Genomic DNA, 16,068 nt, shown 5'->3' on the forward strand with positions numbered 1-16,068 from the left:
CGGCGGAGCCGAGTGTACTCTCGGCCATTCGCCCCGGCCACCGCGAGGCTCAGCGGGCGGTGCCGGCGGCCGCCTCGACGAGGCTCCGGATCGCGGCCAGGGGGATCGGCAGCCACGCGGGCCGGTTGCGGGTCTCGTACACCGTCTCGTAGACGGCCTTGTCCAGCTCGAACGCGTCGAGGAGGGCTCCGTCGTCCCGCACATCCCGCCCGGAACGTGCCGCGTAGCCCTCGAGGAACGCCCGGCGGCAGGCCGCGGCCCACTCCGCGGCCCGGGCGGGATCGCGTTCCGGGTGCGCCATGCCGATGGTGCCCGCCGAGTAGGAGAAGGATCGGAGCATGCCCGCGACATCGCGCAGGGCGACATCCGGCTGGTCGCGTTCGTGCATGGGCCGCAGGGGCTCACCCTCGAAGTCCACCAGGACCCAGCCCCGACCTGGGGCGTGCAGGACCTGGCCGAGGTGATAATCGCCGTGGATGCGCTGGAGCCTGGGCCAGGGAGCCGACCGCACCCGGCCGAAGACGGCCTCGATCGCCGGGCGGTAAGCGCCGAGGGCCGGCACCTCCTGGGCGGCCGCGCGCAGGCGCTCGCACATGCCCTCGAACACGCCACCGATGAACTCGGGCGTGGCCTCGCGGGTCGGCATGGCGCGGGCGAGGTCCGCGTGCACGGAGGCCGTCGCCTCGCCCAGCGTGCGCGCCTCGGCGCTGAAATCGTCGCCGGCCTCGGCGGCGGCGAGCGCCACCCGCCAGGCATCCTCGACGCCCGGCAGGAACTCCTGGGCGAACGCCAGGTGGCCACGAGCGCGCCCGTCGGGCTGACCGGGATCATCCCACTCGCCCAGCAGGCAGCCCAGCGGGGCCGGCACGAACCGGGAACCCGCCGCTGCCAGGGCGGGCTGCAGGACGACATCCGGATTCTCGCCGTGGTGGACGGCCCGGAACACCTTGCAGATGATCGGACGGGAGGGAATCCCGTGGGCGTCGGCGGTGTCGACGATGATCGAGGTGTTGGACTGCTCGCCGCTGACCACCCGGCTGGCCACGACGGTCGCCGCGTCCGCGGCCGCCGTGCCCGCCGGCAGCGTCTCGCCGTGGGCGGAAGCGTCGTGATCCAGAGCGGCGGGGGAGGATGCCCGCCCCAGGATGAAGCTCAGCAGTGCCGGCGCATAGCCCGGGTCCTGCGGGGCGTCGTAGACGAACACGCCCCCGGCGCCCCTGCCCACGAGGGCCGGTTCGCCCTGCGCCAGGGCCGTCACGCGCTCGGTGAGCGGCAGCTGGAATAGCGGCAGCTCCGGGCTCGCCGTGTCGAGCACCAGGTGGGTGCGGATGCTCACCCCGGGTTCGGTCGTCGGCAGGGTCCAGTCGCCGATGCTCCGCAGGGCGGGGAGGCGCCCCGTCCCCCCGTACCAGCGCTGCCGCGCGACCCACCGGTTGACGTACTCCGGGAGCGCCGTGCCGCGGTCGGCGCCCGGACGTGCGAGCGCCGCAACGTCTCGGTCCGGATCGGACCTGTGCTCACCCATATGGTCACAGTACGCTGGCGCGCCGGAGCCTGTGACCTGTTCGCCGACGGCGTGACGCCCGCGGCATGGTGCCGCCTCGTGTGGAGGTAGTCGCGGGACCATCGGACCTCGCAGGCGGGGCCTAGAATCGCGCCAGGAGCTCGGACTTCTTGGTCTCGAACTCGACCTCGGTCACCACTCCCGCATCGCGGAGCTGCCCGAGCTGGAGCAGGTGGCCCGCAGCCGCGGACCCGAGCGCCGGGTCGCCCCGGTGCGGAGCGTCCAGGGCCAGCCGCGGCTCCGGTCCGGCGGGGAAGGCAGGGCCGGCGGCGGACGGGGAGGCTGCCGGAGCGTGGCCGCCCGACTGGGACATCCGGTCGATCCAGGCCAGCGCGATGGCGGAGAGGATGAAGACCATGTGGATGATGACCTGCCAGAGCACCCCGTCCCAGGTGTAGGCCTCGCCCGTGACGCTCTCAGCGCCGGCGCTGGGCGTCGCACCGCGGGCGGCCAGGTCGCCGACTTCGATGAACGTCTTGAGCAGGTGGATCGACGAGATGCCGACGATGGCCATCGCGAGTTTGACCTTGAGCACGTTGGCGTTGACGTGGGAGAGCCATTCCGGCTGGTCGGGGTGTCCGTCGATGCGGATTCTGGACACGAACGTCTCATAGCCGCCGATGATGACCATGATCAGGAGGTTCGCGATCATGACGACATCGATCAGGCCGAGGACCGCGAGCATGATCTTGGCTTCGTCAATCTCGATGCCATGCGACCCGGGGTTCAGGAGGGAGTCCACCACGCCGGAGCCGAGGTGGAACAGTTCGACCATGAAGACGACGACATAGATGATCTGCGCGAGGATCAGGCCGATGTAGAGCGGTGCCTGCAGCCAGCGGCTGAAGAAGATCATGAATCCGACGCCCTGCACCCAACTGGATTGCTCACGGAAAAGGCGCGGTTTGGCTGTTGGAGTCACCGTACGAGTTTAGGGCAGTCCCGGATGGGAGCCCGCTGTGACCGGAGTCATCCGGGGACTCGCACGAGCGCCGCCGAAGGTGACGGTGAGGTCATGCCCGCATCCCTCCCGGTGCCCGTCGGGATCGATTGTAGAACGAGTGCGGTCGACCCCCTTGACCGAATCTGCCGTCCGGATGATGCTGGACTGCCGATGGCGAGTTCGCCGTCGGCCGCTTGCGGGTGGATGAGGCTTCCAGTTTGGGGGTAGTCGGGTGATGTCGAGACGGTCACGAAATTCGATGTTCCACGAGCACCGCACTCCCGGCGGGGTGCTCGGCGGATTCCTCGGGCTCGTGATCGTGAGCGCCATGGCGGGCGTGCTCGTCACCGCGGGCATCGCCCCGGTCCTCGCCGTGACGGGGATGGCCGCGACGAACACGATCAATGTGTTCGAGAACCTGCCCGACTACGTGGCCATCGACCAGCTCGCCCAGAAGAGCAACATCTACGCCACCGAAGCCAACGGGCGCCACGTGCTCCTTGCCTCGTTCTACGACCAGAACCGCGTCGAGATCCCGTTCGACTCGATGAGCCAGTACGCGAAGGATGCCGCCGTCGCCGGCGAAGACCCCCGCTTCTACGAGCACAACGGCGTCGATCTGCAGGGCACCGTGCGGGCGACCGTGAAGACCGCCGCCGGCGGACAGACCCAGGGCGGCTCCTCGATCACCCAGCAGTATGTGAAGAACGTCCTGGTGCAGAAGTGCGAGGCCATTGCCGACACCAGGAAACACGACGCCTGCTACTTCGCCGCGACCGAGACCACCCCTGAGCGCAAGCTCAAGGAGATGCGGCTGGCGATCGGAGTGGAGAAGCGGTACTCCAAGGACGAGATCCTCCGGCAGTACCTCAACATCACCGGCTTCGGCGGAACGGTGTACGGCATCGAGGCCGCCGCCAACTACTACTACGGCACGACCGCGGCGAAGGTGACCCTGCCGCAGGCCGCCAGCCTCGTGGCGATCGTGAACAACCCGGTCAAGTTCCAGCTGGACTACCCGAACAGCGAAAGCAACGGCGCGGCGAACGGGTATGCGGCCAACCGGGAACGCCGGGACTACATCCTCAGGGAGATGTACAAGCAGGACAAGATCACCAGGGCGGCCTACAAGGCGGCGGTCGCCACGCCGGTGGAGCCGAAGATCACGGAGCCGAGCACGGGCTGCCAGAGCGCCGGTTCCAGCGCCTACTTCTGCGACTACGTCACGAAGAAGCTGCTCAACGATCCCGTCTTCGGCAAAGACGCGGACGAGCGCAGGCTCAACTTCCGCCGGGGCGGCTACAACGTGTACACGACCCTCGACCTCGACCTGCAGCGTGCCGCGATCGCCACGATGAACAAGAACATCCCGAAGGTTTTCGCCGGCGGCGATGTCGGCGGCGTCATTTCCAGCGTCCAGGTCGGCACTGGCCGGGTGCTCGCGATGGTGCAGAACAAGGACTACAGCCAAGACCCGGCCGTGCAGGCGAAGGGCCGCAACTACACCGGCATCAACTACAACACGGACTACGACGAAGGCGGCTCGAGCGGGTTCCAGCCCGGGTCCACCTACAAGGTCTTCACCCTCGCCGAGTGGCTCAAGGAGGGGCACACCCTCAACGAACGGTCCGACACCCGCCGCAAGTCGAACTGGGGAACGTTCCGGGACAGCTGCCTCGGGCCGCAGAACTACGACGCCCAGGGGTTCAACCCGCGAAACGACCAGAACGAGTCCGGCTCGAACTACAGCGCACTGCAGGCGACCGTGGGATCCATCAACACGGGCTTCATCGGGATGGCGAAGAAACTCGACCTCTGCGGCATCCGCAAGACGGCCGAGTCGTTCGGAGTGCACCGGGCCGACCGGAGGGCGCTCGCCCAGGGGGCCAGCTCGGTGATCGGGACGAATGAGATCGCACCGCTGACCATGGCCGTCGCCTTCGCCGGGATCGCGAACAAGGGCGTGACCTGCTCACCGGTCGCGATCGACCGGGTGGTCGGGGCCGACGGCACCGAGTTGCCGGTGCCGAAGACCGCGTGCAAGCGCTCCCTGGACCCGAAGCTCGTCGCCGGCATGTACTACGCCATGCAGCGGGTCATGACCAACGGCACGGCCCAGCAGTCCTACGCCGACACGTCGCCGCGGGTGCCGATGATCGGCAAGACCGGGACGACCGACGGCGCCAAGGACACCTGGATGAGCGGGGCGAGCACCAAGGTGGCCACGGTCGTCGGGGTGGTCGCCGTGACCGGCACGCTCAACCAGCGGCACTTCTCCTTCGCTAGCGGCTACGCCGCCACCGCCCGCCACCGCATGTGGCCGGCAGTGATGTCGGTCGCGAACGCGAAGTACGGGGGCGGTTCCTTCCCGGAGGCCTCCGGCTCGGTCATCGGCAAGGTGGAGGCGCCCAAGCCGAAACCGACCCCGAAGCCGGCGACCCCGAAGCCGGATGCGACGCCCACGAAGCCGGAGCCCGCCAAGCCGCCGGGCGAGAAGCCGACACCCGGCAAGGAAGGGCGGGACAATCCGGGCAAGGACAAGAACGGCGGGGGCGGCAAGGGCGGAAAGGGCGGGTAGGCGTCGGCTCAGGCTCGTCGGCTCAGTGGCCACAGCCGTTGCACGTTGCTGTGGTGCTGCTCCGCGGTGTGCTGGGCCGCGGTGTTCGCCGCCGCCAGCCGATCCGCCGCCTTCCGCGCGGCGACCTGGCGGGCCACCTCGAACAGGTCCCAGAGGTTCTCGCCGGTCACGGAAACGCCCTTCGCGCCGGACCGGCGGGTGCGGCCGCGCACGAGCATATAGTTCGTCGAGAACACCTGCCCGCCGACCCGTTCCTGGGCGTCGTGGAAGAAGACGACGTTGGAGACCGGGCCGGTGCCGTCGTCGAGGCTGACGAAGACCACCCGCCGCCCGCCCCGCATCGGCGGCGTATTGGTGGCGCGCCGGACTCCGGCGATGAGCACCTCGGTCCCGCCGGGCAGCGACCCGAGCGCTGACGCCGGGGTCACCCCGAGCTCGGTGAAGAGGGAGTGGAAGCGTTCCATCTGGTGGTGGCCGATGGCCAGGTGGAGATCCCGCAGCTCCAGGTCGGTCTGCGTGCGGCCCCGCAGGTCGAGTGAGGTGACGGCGCCCAGGTAGTCGGGCACGGGCAGGTCCACATCGAAGGCGAGCTGGTCGTCGTCGATGGCGACGGCCGTGCCCTGCAGCCCCTGGATGTGGGCAAGGAGTTCGTGGCGGCGATCACGGTCGTAGCCGATGAAACTGTCTAGCGCACCGACCCTGGCCAGGGCCTCGAACGTCCTGCGCCTCGGCCGCACGCGATCCCGGAAGTCCTGCAGCGAGGTGAAGGGCTGATGCCGGGCGATCCTGGCGCGCTCGGTTTCGCTGCTGCCGGCCAGCTCCGGCAGCGCCAGCCGGATGCCCTGCCGTCCGTCGACGAGTTCCTCCACCCGGGAATCGAGGGCGCTGTGCTGCACGTCGAGCCCCAGCACGGGGACGCCGAGCGTGCGCGCCTCGGCGACGAGCAGGTCCTTGGGCCACATGCCGGGGTCGTGGGTGAGGAGGCCGGCCAGGAACACGGCCGGATGGTGGGTCTTCAACCACGCGGACTGGTAGGTGGGCAGGGCGAAGGCGGCGCCGTGGGCCTTGGCGAAGCCGAAACTGCCGAACCCGGCGAGGACCTTCCAGACCCGGCTGATGACCGCGGGCGGGAACCCGCGCTCGAGGGCGCGCTCTCGAAGCCAGACCTCGATCTCGGGGAGCTGGTCGGGTTTGCCCAGGTGGCGGCGGAAGACATCCGCCTTGCCCAGGCCGCAGCCGGTCAGTTCGTCGAAGAGGCGCATCACCTGCTCGTGGAAGATGACGACACCCTTGGTTTCCCGCAGGATCGGTTCGAACCGGGGGTGCAGGTAATCGGGGGCGACCTCGCCGTGCCGCGCCTGCAGGTAGAGCAGCGGCATGTTGTTCTGCATCGGCCCGGGCCGGAACAGGGAGATCTCCACGGTGAGGTCGTTGAACACCTCGGGCTGGAGCTTGCCGACCAGCTCCATCTGGCCGGGGGACTCCAGCTGGAAGATCCCGAGCGTGCGGGTGGAGCGGATGAGCTCATAGGTCGCCGGGTCATCCAGCGGCACCCGGTCGAGGTCGATGGTCTCCCCGGTGAGCCGGCGATGCTCGGCGACGGCGTGCGCCATCGCGGACTGCATGCGCACGCCGAGGATGTCGAGCTTGATCAGGCCCATCGGGTCCATGTCGTGCTTGTCGAACTGGGACATCGGCAGGCCCATCCCGGATGCCTGCACCGGGGTGCGGTCCAGCAGCGAGGTGTCGGACAGGATGACGCCGCAGGGGTGCACCGAGATGTGCCGGGGGAGCCGGTCGAGTTTCGCGGTCAGGTCGACGAGCAGGTCGAGCTGCTGCGACTCGCGCACCTCGGCGGCCAGCGCCTCGAGCTCCGGTTTCTCGTCGAGGGCGCGCCGGAAGTCGCGGGCGTTGAAGCGCCACATTTGTTTCGCGATCGCGGCGACCTGGTCGTCGGGCAGCCCCAGGGCCAGGCCCGCATCGCGCACGGCGCCGCGCCCCCGGTAGGCGTTGGTCATCGACATCAGGCTGACCCGGTCGCTGCCGAAGGTGGTGAAGATGGCCCGGTAGATGTCGTGTCGCCTGGCCGACTCCACGTCCAGGTCGATGTCAGGCAGGGTCTGGCGTTCGGGGGAGAGAAAACGCTCCCAGAGCAGTCCATTGGAAAGGGGTTCCACCGACGAGGTGTGGAGGGCGTAATTGAGCACGGAGCCCACGCCGGAGCCGCGCGCCTGGATGCGCACGCCCATGTCCCGGATGAGGTCCGCGACCCGGGCCACGGTGAGGAAGTAGCTGGCGAAGCCGAGGTGTTCGACGGTCTCCATCTCGTGGGCCAGGCGGGCGTGCGCGGCCTCGACCTGGCCGGTTCCGGCGTACCGGGTGTCGATGCCGTGCCGCGCGCGCCGCCATAGCTCGGCGACCGGGTCGCCGGTGACGCCGATGACGCTCGCCTCCGGCATGCGCGGCCGGCCCAGGCCGATGTCGGCGACCGGGTCGAGCGCGCATCGTTCCGCGAGCAGTTCTGTGTCCCGGAGGAGACGCTCGAGGGCTCCACCCTCGTGGGTGCCGGCGTCGACCACCATCCGGGCGACCTGCCGCATCAGCGCTGCCGGCTTCAGCCATGCCTGCCCGTTGGACTGCAGCTGCTCCAGCTGGGCGAGCGGGGTGAGCGCGCGGGCGGCGTCGGCGAGGTCGGCCGTGACCGCCTCTTCCGGGGTGCCGTAGCGAACGGCGTTGGTGAGCACGGCCGGCAGCCCCGTGTGTTCGGCGAGGCCGAGCATCCGGGTGGCCGGGGCCACGCTGCCGGGTCGGCCGGAGTCGGCGAGGTGGCAGACCACCTCGAGGGCCAGCGACCCGGGAGGCATCGCCCGAAGCCACGACGCCAGGCGGGCACGGGCCTCGGCGGTGTCGCGGCGGAGCAGGGCGGCGCCCACGTCGGAATCGGGACCGATGAGCACCGTGAGGGCGCGGAGGCCGGCCAGTTCGGCGAGGCGGGCCCGGTTGATCGACGGTGTCTTGCCGGCCCGGTGGGCGGAGCCGGATTCATGACAAGCAGGGACTTCATGACAAGCAGAGACCGCGCGGCAGAGAGCAGCGTAGCCGCGGCCGGACGTGGTGCCGTGCGCGAGCACCACCACCCGCCCGATGGACCGGTGCTCGTCGTCATGCACGGCCAGGTCGGCGCCGAGCCCCGGGTGGATGCCCGCCGCCACGCACGCGCGCACGTGCTTGACCGCGCCGTAGAGGCCGTCCCGGTCGGTCACGGCGAGGAATCCGGCGCCCTGCGCCGCGGCCTGCTCGGCGAGGGCCTCCGGGAGCGTCACGCCGTAGTGCGGGGAGTACGCGCTGGCAACGTGGAGGTGCGGGAACGCCATGCCCGGTATCGTCCCCGGTGTCATCCCCACTGTCATCCCCAGTCGAGAGCCAGCACCCAGGACCCGTCGACATCGTGTCGCAGGTCGTAACGGTGCTGTTCCTCGCCTCCGCGTGACGCATCGAGGCGCCACAGCTCGGTGTCGATGCGGGTGGGCACCCCGTCGTTCTCCCACCAGCTGGTGCGGGAGAAGACCGCCTGGGGCTGCCCGATGACGGTGTGTTCGAATCGATTCCAGATGAACGCGCGCGGATCGCCGTCTGCGGAGAGCTCCACGTCGACCCGCGCGTCGATGATCCGCGGGAATGTGATTTGTGAAGATGCGACCTGTGGAAATGCGACCTGCGACATGGCCCGACCTCTCGTACTGCCTCGTGCAGCGTTCATGCACTCGGCTTGGTGCAACGTTTATGCACTCGCATGAACTCGAACGTATGTTCGATACTGAAAAGTGTACGCCAGACCTCCGACACCCGCTACAGCGTTGGCGAACAGTGCGCGCGCACGGTCACCGGCAACCAGCACGACTGACGCGACCCACCGCTGCGAGGGTTAGTCTCGAGGTATGACCAGCGTCGACGTCTTCGCCCCGGTACCGGGCGATGCCGCGCGCGCCGAATTGTCGGACACGGAAATGCCGGACCCGCAAATGCCGGACACGGTGACGGACACCCACGGCCGCCGTCTGCGCGACCTGCGCATCTCGGTGACCGACCGGTGCAATTTCCGCTGCGTCTACTGCATGCCCAAGGAGATCTTCGGCCGGGACTTCGCCTTCATGGACCGTGACGAGCTGCTCAGCTTCGAGGAGATCACCCGGCTCGCCCGGATCTCCGTCGCCCACGGTGTGGAGAAGATCCGCCTCACCGGGGGAGAGCCGCTCCTGCGCAAGGGGCTCGAGGAACTCGTGGGCATGCTCGCCGCGCTCCGCACGCCGGACGGACGCAAGATCGACATCGCCCTGACGACAAACGGCTCCGCGCTCGCGGTGCGGGCGCAGGCGCTGCGGGACGCCGGGCTCGACCGGGTGACCGTGTCGCTCGATTCGCTCGACGACGCCACGTTCCAGGCCATGAACGACGTGAAGTTCCCCGTTGCGAAGGTCCTGGGCGGCATCGACGCGGCCCACGAGGCCGGCCTCGGCCCGATCAAGATCAACATGGTGGTCAAGCGCGGCCAGAACGACCAGGACATCCTCGCGATGGCCCGCCACTTCAAGGGTTCGCCCTACATCCTCCGGTTCATCGAGTTCATGGACGTCGGCACGAGCAACGGCTGGAAGATGGACGAGGTCGTCCCCTCCGCCGAGGTGATCAGCCGGATCACGGCCGAGCTTCCGCTCGAGGCGATCGCACCAAACTACGACGGCGAGACATCCGCCAGGTGGCGTTACCTCGACGGGAGCGGCGAGCTCGGGGTCATCTCCAGCGTCACCCAGTCGTTCTGCCGCTCCTGCTCCCGGGCGAGGGTCTCGACCGACGGCAAGCTGTTCACCTGCCTGTTCGCCACCGAGGGCCACGACCTGCGGGCCCTGATGCGGGCCGGATGCTCGGACGAGGCGCTCACCGAGGTCATGGCCACCATCTGGCGCGAGCGCACCGATCGGTACTCGGACCTGCGGAGCTCGAAGACCAGGGAGCTGCGCACGACCGGCAAGAAGAAGATCGAGATGTCCTACATTGGCGGGTGAGCGGGGTTGAGCCGGATCACAGCTCGCCGCAAGACCATCCGGGTGACCGTCGGCGATTCCGCGACGTCCCGGGTCTCGCGGGAAGACACGCTCGCCGTCGAGGAGCCGCTGGAGATGCGCGTGAACGGCCGCGCCCTCGCGGTGACGATGCGCACCCCGGGCAATGACATCGACCTCGTCGCCGGGTTCCTCGTCTCCGAGGGCGTCATCACCCGCGGTGAGCACTTCGCGACGGCGCGCTACTGCGCCGGGGCGACGGACGAGGGCGTGAACACCTACAACGTCCTCGAGGTGACCCTGGCGCCCGGGGTCGCCGCGCCCGATCCGAGCGCGGAGAGGTCGTTCCTGACCACGAGTTCCTGCGGGCTCTGCGGCAAGGCCAGCATCGACGCCGTGCGCACCCGGTCGGCCTGGGACATCCGCGATGACTCGATGCGAATCGACCCGGAACTCCTCGTCGCCTTCCCGGACACCCTGCGCGCGGCCCAGGCGGTCTTCGACAAGACCGGCGGGCTGCACGCGGCGGCCCTGTTCGACGGGACGACGGGGGAGATGCTCGTGCTCAGGGAGGATGTCGGCCGGCACAATGCGGTCGACAAGGTCATCGGCTGGGCGCTCAAGGAGGACCGGCTGCCGCTGCGCGGCACGGTGCTGATGGTCTCCAGCCGGGCGAGTTTCGAGCTGGCCCAGAAGGCGCTGATGGCCGGCATCCCGGTGCTGGCCGCCGTTTCGGCGCCGTCGTCGCTGGCCGCCGAGTTCGCGGCCGAGGTCGGGATGACGCTCGTCGGGTTCCTGCGCGGCAACTCGATGGTGGTCTACGCCGGCGGAGAGCGAGTCGAGCAGGGCGAACTGAGCCCCGCGCACTGACTCCCGCGCGCTGACTCGCGACGGATGCCGTTCAGTTGCGGAGAAAGTACCTTCATTTCGCGCGGGAAGGTACTTTCTCCGCAAGTGAAATGCGAGTGGCGCGCTGGGCGAGTGCGAGTGCGAGCGCGAGCCCGCGGGAGACGCTAGCTGAGCTGCGGGGTGCTGTCCTCGGCGCGCGGCAGGAAGCGCACGGCCATCGCCTTGTAGCCGGGGGTGTTCGACTCGCGGGCGACCAGCTCGCGGTGCATCAGCGCGTTCGCCTCGGGGAAGTAGGCCGCCGCGCAGCCCCGCGGGGTCGGGTAGAAGACCAGCCGGAACCTGTCCGCCCGCCGCTCCTCGCCCTGGAACGTGCTGATCACGTCGACGAGGTCGCGGTCCGCGAAACCCATGTCGGCGGCGTCGTCCTTGTTGATCAGGATGACCCGGCGGCCGCCCGAGATGCCGCGGTAGCGGTCATCCAGCCCGTAGAAGGTGGTGTTGTACTGGTCGTGGCTGCGCATGGTCTGCAGGATCAGGTGCCCGGGCGGCGGGGTCAGGTACTCGAGTGGGCTGACCGTGAACCGGGCCAGGCCGATGTCGGTGGCGAAGCTGCGGGTGTCGCGGGGTGGGTTGGGCAGCACGAAGCCGTTCTTCGTGCGCAGGCGCCGGTTGAAGTCCTCGAAGCCGGGCAGCACGCGCGAGATGTGGTCGCGGATGACGTCGTAGTCCTCTGCCATCGCCCTCCAGTCGACGCGGTGGTCCTCGCCGAGCGTCGCCGTGGCCATCCGGGCCACGATCACGGGCTCGGCCAGGAGGTGCTCCGACACCGGCTCCAGCCGTCCCTGCGTGGTGCGGACCACGGACATGGAGTCCTCGACCGAGAGCACCTGCCGGCCGCCCGGATGCTTGTCGTCGGTGTCCGTGCGGCCGAGCGTGGGCAGGATCAGCGAGGTCATCCCGTGCATCACGTGGGAACGGTTGGGTTTGGTGGACACGTGCACGGTCAGGCCGACGCGCTGCAGCGCGGCCCCCAGCGCAACGGTGTCAGAGGCGGCGAGGGCGAAGTTGCCGCCCATCGACACGAACACGTCGACGGCGTCGTTCTCGAACGCCTCGACCGTGTCGACGGAATCCAGGCCGTGCGCGCGCGGGGCGTCGATCCCGAATTCCTTGTCCAGGGCATCCAGCATCCACTCGTGCGGCTTCTCCCACACGCCCATCGTGCGGTCGCCCTGCACGTTCGAGTGGCCGCGCACAGGGCAGGCGCCGGCGCCGGGCTTGCCGAAGTTGCCCTGCAGCAGGAGCAGGTTGATGATCTCCTTGAGCGTGTTGACCGAGTGCGGCTGCTGGGTGAGGCCGAGCGCCCAGCAGATGATGGTGGCCCTGGATTTCACCATCATCCGCGCCACCGTGGCGATCTCCAGCCGGGACAGCCCGGTCGCCGCCTCGGTTTCGTCCCAGTCGATGGTCTTGCGGGCGGCCCGGTAGGCGTCGATGCCGTCGGTGTTGGCCGCCACGAACTCGTGGTCGACCACGGAGCCGGGCACGCGCTCCTCCTCCTCGAGGAGCAGGTGGCCGAGGGCCTGGAACAGGGCCAGGTCGGCGCCGACCTTGATCTGCAGGAACTCGTCGGCGAGGTTGGTGCCCTTGCCGACCAGCCCCGACGGGGTCTGCGGGTCCTTGAAGTTGAACAGCCCGGCCTCGGGCAGGGGGTTCACCGCGACGATCTTGCCGCCGTTGTCCTTGCACTCGGCCAGGGCCGACAGCATCCGCGGATGATTCGTGCCGGGGTTCTGCCCGACGACGAAGATCAGCTCGGCCTGGTGGATGTCCTCGAGCGAGACGGTGCCCTTGCCGATGCCGATCGTGGGGTTCAGCGCGGAGCCGGATGACTCGTGGCACATGTTCGAGCAGTCCGGCAGGTTGTTGGTGCCGATCGACCTGGCGAACAGCTGGTACATGAATGCCGACTCGTTGGCCGTGCGCCCCGAGGTGTAGAAGACCGTGCGCTCGGGCGTCGTCGCCCGGATCCGCTCGCCGATGAGCTCGAAGGCGTCGTTCCAGGAGATCTGCGAGTAGTGGGTGTCGCCGGGCCGGATGACGACCGGATGCGTGATGCGCCCCTGGTTGCCCAGCCAGTACTCGGTCTTCTCGGACAACTCGGCGATGGAGTGCTCCGCCCAGAATTCCGGGGTCACCGTGCGCAGTGTGCTCTCCTCGGCGACGGCCTTGGCGCCGTTCTCGCAGAACTCCGCGGTCTTGCGGTGGCCCTGCGACTCGGGCCAGGCGCAGCCGGGGCAGTCGGTGCCGTTCCGCTGGTTCAGCCGCAGCAGCGACCGGGCCGTGCGGGTGACGCCGGCCTGGGCGATGCCGCGGTCAAGCGCCACGACCACGGCCTCGACGCCGGCCGCGGACTTCTTCGGCTTCTTGACGACCAGGTTGTTCTCGTTGATGTCTTCGACGGGCGCTCCACGTGTCATGAGCCCAGTCTGCCCCTATCGCGGCCGGATGCCGAATACCGCCCCATCCCGGCGCGGCAAGGGTAGAACGCTAGTCTGTGACACACGGCACACATGCCGACAGCAACGGAGCTGGATATCCAGCTCTCAGGTGATGGGGGATCAGTATGGGCTGGCTCGACCGAGAACGCACGATTGCACCTCCCGGATTCAACCGCTGGCTCATCCCGCCGGCCGCCCTCGCCGTTCACCTGTGCATCGGCCAGGCCTACGCGACGAGCGTGTACAAGACCGCGCTGGTCGCACACTTCGGCGTCAGCCTCACCCAGATCGGCCTGATCTTCTCGATCGCGATCGTCATGCTCGGCCTCTCGGCGGCGGTGATGGGAACCTGGGTCGACACGAACGGCCCGCGAAAGGCGATGTTCGTGTCGGCGCTCTTCTGGTCGGGCGGTTTCCTCCTCGGCTCGCTGGGAATCTTCTCCGGCCAGCTCTGGCTCGTCTACCTCGGCTACGGATTCATCGGCGGGATCGGGCTGGGAATCGGCTACATTTCCCCCGTGTCGACCCTGATCAAGTGGTTCCCGGACCGCCCGGGCCTCGCCACCGGCATGGCCATCATGGGCTTCGGCGGCGGCGCCCTGATCGCCAGCCCGGTCTCCACGGCCCTGCTGGGTCTCTACGACCCGAACTCGGGGGCGGAGGGTTGGGTGGCCAGCGGCGACGCGGTCGGGAAGCTTTTCCTCACCCTCGCGGTCGTTTACCTCGCCTACATGATGTTCGGCGCGTTCACGATCCGGGTTCCCGCCGACGGCTGGAAGCCGGCGGGCTTTGACCCGGCAACGGTCGCGGCCAGGCCGCTCGTCACGAGCAACAACGTCTCTGCGGCCAACGCGATCCGCACCCGGCAGTTCTGGCTCGTCTGGGTCGTGCTCTTCTGCAACGTCACGGCCGGCATCGGGATCCTCGAGCAGGCGGCGCCGATGATCCAGGACTTCTTCCGCCAGCCGGACGGCAGCTCCCTCGTGTCGGCCGTTGTCGCCGGCGGCTTCGTCGGCCTGCTCTCCATTGCCAACATGGGCGGCCGGTTCGCCTGGTCCGCCACCTCCGACAAGACCGGGCGCCGGAACATCTACATGGTCTATCTGGGCGTCGGCACGGTGCTCTACCTCCTCCTCGCCCTCGTGGGGTCGGGCACGACGGCGCTCTATGTGCTGCTGGCCTTCGTCATCATCTCCTTCTACGGCGGCGGTTTCGCGACCGTGCCCGCCTACCTGCGGGACCTCTTCGGCACCTTCCAGGTCGGCGCCATCCACGGCCGGCTGCTCACCGCGTGGTCCGCGGCCGGGATCGCGGGGCCGCTGATCGTCAACGGCTTCCTGGACGCCCAGGGAACCCCGGGCGAGCTCACCGCCCAGGCGTACCAGCCGGCGCTGCTCACGATGGTGGGGCTGCTGGTGGTCGGATTCATCGCGAACCTGCTGGTGCGGCCGGTCCATTCCACCTTCCATGAAACCGCCGCGACGTCGACGGTGCGCGAACCAGCATTGGAGTCCTGACATGACGAGGGCACAACTTTCAGTCGCCTGGGCGCTGGTCGGATTACCGCTGGCCTACGGGGTGTTCATGACCCTGACCAGGGTCGCCGCGCTCTTCGGCTAGCGGTGCCGCCGGCGGTGTGCGGCCGTCAGACGTCGATGGCGTGCACGAGCGACTCCTGCACCATCCCGAGCCATTCGTAGACGTTGGCCAGGAAGGGGGCCTCCTCGCCGCTCAGGTGCTGCACGCCGTCCGGCGTGATCTCCAGCCGTTCGGCGAGGGTCAGCCGCAGGTCGGTGAGCGTGCGCAGCCACGACTGCACGGCGGCGTCGTCGAGCAGCACGGTCACCGGCGGGAGGTCCTCCGGTCCGTCGGCCCCGACGGACGCGCCTGGCTCGTCCTCGCGCTCGTCCGCGTCGTGCTCAGCTGCGTCGCGCTCGTCCGCGTCGCCGGGGTATTCCTCCTCGCCGAGCGAGGCCAGCACGGCGCGGGCGTTCGCCTCCTTGCGGTCGATGAGACCGTCGGCCGTGAACCGCCGGAACTCCGCGGCGGCCTCCGCGTCCTCGCGGTAGGCGTCCGGCAGCAGACGGCGCACGGCCGGGTCGGCGGATGCCCCGAGCGCGTGGCTCGCCGCGGCATCCAGCAGGTCGATCAGCTGGGACACGGCGAGGCGCAGGAGGTCGATTTCGACCGGGAAGAACTGCCCGGACACGTTTCCGGAGGCCTCGCGCGTGAAGCGCATCATTCTTCGGCCCTGGCGAGGGTGGCCCAGAGGCCGTAGTCGTGCATGGCCTCCACGTGTCGTTCCATCTCTTCGCGGTTCCCGGTGGCCACCACGGCGCGGCCGTTGTTGTGCACCTGCAGCATGAGCCGCTCGGCCTGCTCCGCGGAGACGCCGAAGTAGCTGCGGAAGACGTAGGCCACGTACGACATGAGGTTGACCGGGTCGTCCCAGACGATGGTGACCCACGGACGCTCCAGCAGCGGGGCGTCGCGAAGGTCCGGGAGCGGGGCGGGAAGGGACACGCCCCCAGCCTCACACGGTCCGGCGCGCATTGCCACCCGGCCGCGTGGGA

Annotated in this window: 12 protein-coding genes; 5 read left to right on the forward strand and 7 right to left on the reverse strand. The window is 69.2% G+C overall.

The window, feature by feature from the left end:
• Window positions 1-49: 49 nt before the first annotated feature.
• Together E3O23_RS16560 and E3O23_RS16565 are read right to left on the reverse strand one after the other, a co-directional pair.
• Window positions 50-1,525 carry a maltokinase N-terminal cap-like domain-containing protein gene (locus tag E3O23_RS16560; protein ID WP_166790561.1) on the reverse strand — a complete coding sequence of 492 codons (1,476 nt, stop codon included), beginning with the start codon at window positions 1,523-1,525 and terminating at the stop codon, window positions 50-52.
• A gap of 121 nt (window positions 1,526-1,646) precedes the next feature.
• Window positions 1,647-2,486, reverse strand: a complete 840-nt coding sequence (locus E3O23_RS16565) for a TIGR00645 family protein (RefSeq protein ID WP_241983521.1) — start codon at window positions 2,484-2,486, stop codon at window positions 1,647-1,649.
• Window positions 2,487-2,766: 280 nt separating this feature from the next.
• On the opposite strand from E3O23_RS16565, the gene E3O23_RS16570 reads away from it, so the two are divergent.
• Window positions 2,767-5,085, forward strand: coding sequence for a transglycosylase domain-containing protein (locus E3O23_RS16570; protein WP_166790562.1), 2,319 nt, complete (start codon window positions 2,767-2,769; stop codon window positions 5,083-5,085).
• Between the two features lie 8 nt (window positions 5,086-5,093).
• On the opposite strand, the gene E3O23_RS16575 is transcribed toward E3O23_RS16570, so the two are convergent.
• Both E3O23_RS16575 and E3O23_RS16580 read right to left on the reverse strand, forming a co-directional pair.
• Complete coding sequence (locus E3O23_RS16575) at window positions 5,094-8,459, reverse strand: DNA polymerase III subunit alpha (RefSeq protein WP_166790563.1); 3,366 nt, start codon at window positions 8,457-8,459, stop codon at window positions 5,094-5,096.
• A 32-nt stretch (window positions 8,460-8,491) separates the two neighbouring features.
• Window positions 8,492-8,809, reverse strand: a complete 318-nt coding sequence (locus E3O23_RS16580; protein WP_134492945.1) for a hypothetical protein — start codon at window positions 8,807-8,809, stop codon at window positions 8,492-8,494.
• Window positions 8,810-9,023: 214 nt separating this feature from the next.
• Here E3O23_RS16580 and moaA point away from each other — a divergent pair, with 214 nt between their 5' ends.
• Together moaA and fdhD are read left to right on the forward strand one after the other, a co-directional pair.
• Window positions 9,024-10,148 carry a GTP 3',8-cyclase MoaA gene (gene moaA / locus E3O23_RS16585; RefSeq protein ID WP_241983522.1) on the forward strand — a complete coding sequence of 375 codons (1,125 nt, stop codon included), beginning with the start codon at window positions 9,024-9,026 and terminating at the stop codon, window positions 10,146-10,148.
• Between the two features lie 6 nt (window positions 10,149-10,154).
• Window positions 10,155-11,015, forward strand: a complete 861-nt coding sequence (gene fdhD / locus E3O23_RS16590) for a formate dehydrogenase accessory sulfurtransferase FdhD (RefSeq protein ID WP_134492947.1) — start codon at window positions 10,155-10,157, stop codon at window positions 11,013-11,015.
• Between the two features lie 143 nt (window positions 11,016-11,158).
• Here the strand turns inward: fdhD and E3O23_RS16595 are convergent, their stop codons facing one another.
• Complete coding sequence (locus tag E3O23_RS16595; protein WP_134492949.1) at window positions 11,159-13,474, reverse strand: FdhF/YdeP family oxidoreductase; 2,316 nt, start codon at window positions 13,472-13,474, stop codon at window positions 11,159-11,161.
• Between the two features lie 146 nt (window positions 13,475-13,620).
• Here E3O23_RS16595 and E3O23_RS16600 point away from each other — a divergent pair, with 146 nt between their 5' ends.
• Together E3O23_RS16600 and E3O23_RS18895 are read left to right on the forward strand one after the other, a co-directional pair.
• The gene (locus E3O23_RS16600; RefSeq protein ID WP_134492951.1) at window positions 13,621-15,012 is read left to right on the forward strand and encodes an OFA family MFS transporter; all 1,392 of its coding nucleotides are present in this window, start codon (window positions 13,621-13,623) and stop codon (window positions 15,010-15,012) included.
• A gap of 1 nt (window position 15,013) precedes the next feature.
• Entirely contained in the window at window positions 15,014-15,115 is a 102-nt protein-coding gene (locus E3O23_RS18895) for an MFS transporter small subunit (RefSeq protein WP_420897678.1), read from the forward strand.
• 25 nt (window positions 15,116-15,140) lie between these two features.
• On the opposite strand, the gene E3O23_RS16605 is transcribed toward E3O23_RS18895, so the two are convergent.
• Entirely contained in the window at window positions 15,141-15,737 is a 597-nt protein-coding gene (locus tag E3O23_RS16605) for a DUF2017 family protein (protein WP_134492953.1), read from the reverse strand.
• Window positions 15,734-16,018: an ATP-dependent Clp protease adapter ClpS gene (clpS, locus tag E3O23_RS16610; RefSeq protein WP_241983523.1), complete on the reverse strand. Its 285-nt coding sequence runs from the start codon at window positions 16,016-16,018 to the stop codon at window positions 15,734-15,736. Before clpS ends, E3O23_RS16605 begins: the two co-directional genes overlap by 4 nt.
• Window positions 16,019-16,068 lie beyond the last annotated feature (50 nt).

It is taken from the genome of Cryobacterium tagatosivorans, from assembly GCF_004402215.1.
GTDB classification, from domain to species: Bacteria; Actinomycetota; Actinomycetes; order Actinomycetales; family Microbacteriaceae; genus Cryobacterium; species Cryobacterium tagatosivorans.

Coding starts and splice junctions, on each gene's coding strand:
- E3O23_RS16580 (WP_134492945.1), bottom strand. CDS start 8,809: ATGTCGCAGGTCGCATTTCCACAGGTCGCATCTTCACAAATCACATTC.
- moaA (WP_241983522.1), top strand. CDS start 9,024: ATGACCAGCGTCGACGTCTTCGCCCCGGTACCGGGCGATGCCGCGCGC.
- E3O23_RS16595 (WP_134492949.1), bottom strand. CDS start 13,474: ATGACACGTGGAGCGCCCGTCGAAGACATCAACGAGAACAACCTGGTC.
- E3O23_RS18895 (WP_420897678.1), top strand. CDS start 15,014: ATGACGAGGGCACAACTTTCAGTCGCCTGGGCGCTGGTCGGATTACCG.
- E3O23_RS16560 (WP_166790561.1), bottom strand. CDS start 1,525: ATGGGTGAGCACAGGTCCGATCCGGACCGAGACGTTGCGGCGCTCGCA.
- E3O23_RS16570 (WP_166790562.1), top strand. CDS start 2,767: ATGTTCCACGAGCACCGCACTCCCGGCGGGGTGCTCGGCGGATTCCTC.
- E3O23_RS16605 (WP_134492953.1), bottom strand. CDS start 15,737: ATGATGCGCTTCACGCGCGAGGCCTCCGGAAACGTGTCCGGGCAGTTC.
- E3O23_RS16575 (WP_166790563.1), bottom strand. CDS start 8,459: ATGGCGTTCCCGCACCTCCACGTTGCCAGCGCGTACTCCCCGCACTAC.
- E3O23_RS16600 (WP_134492951.1), top strand. CDS start 13,621: ATGGGCTGGCTCGACCGAGAACGCACGATTGCACCTCCCGGATTCAAC.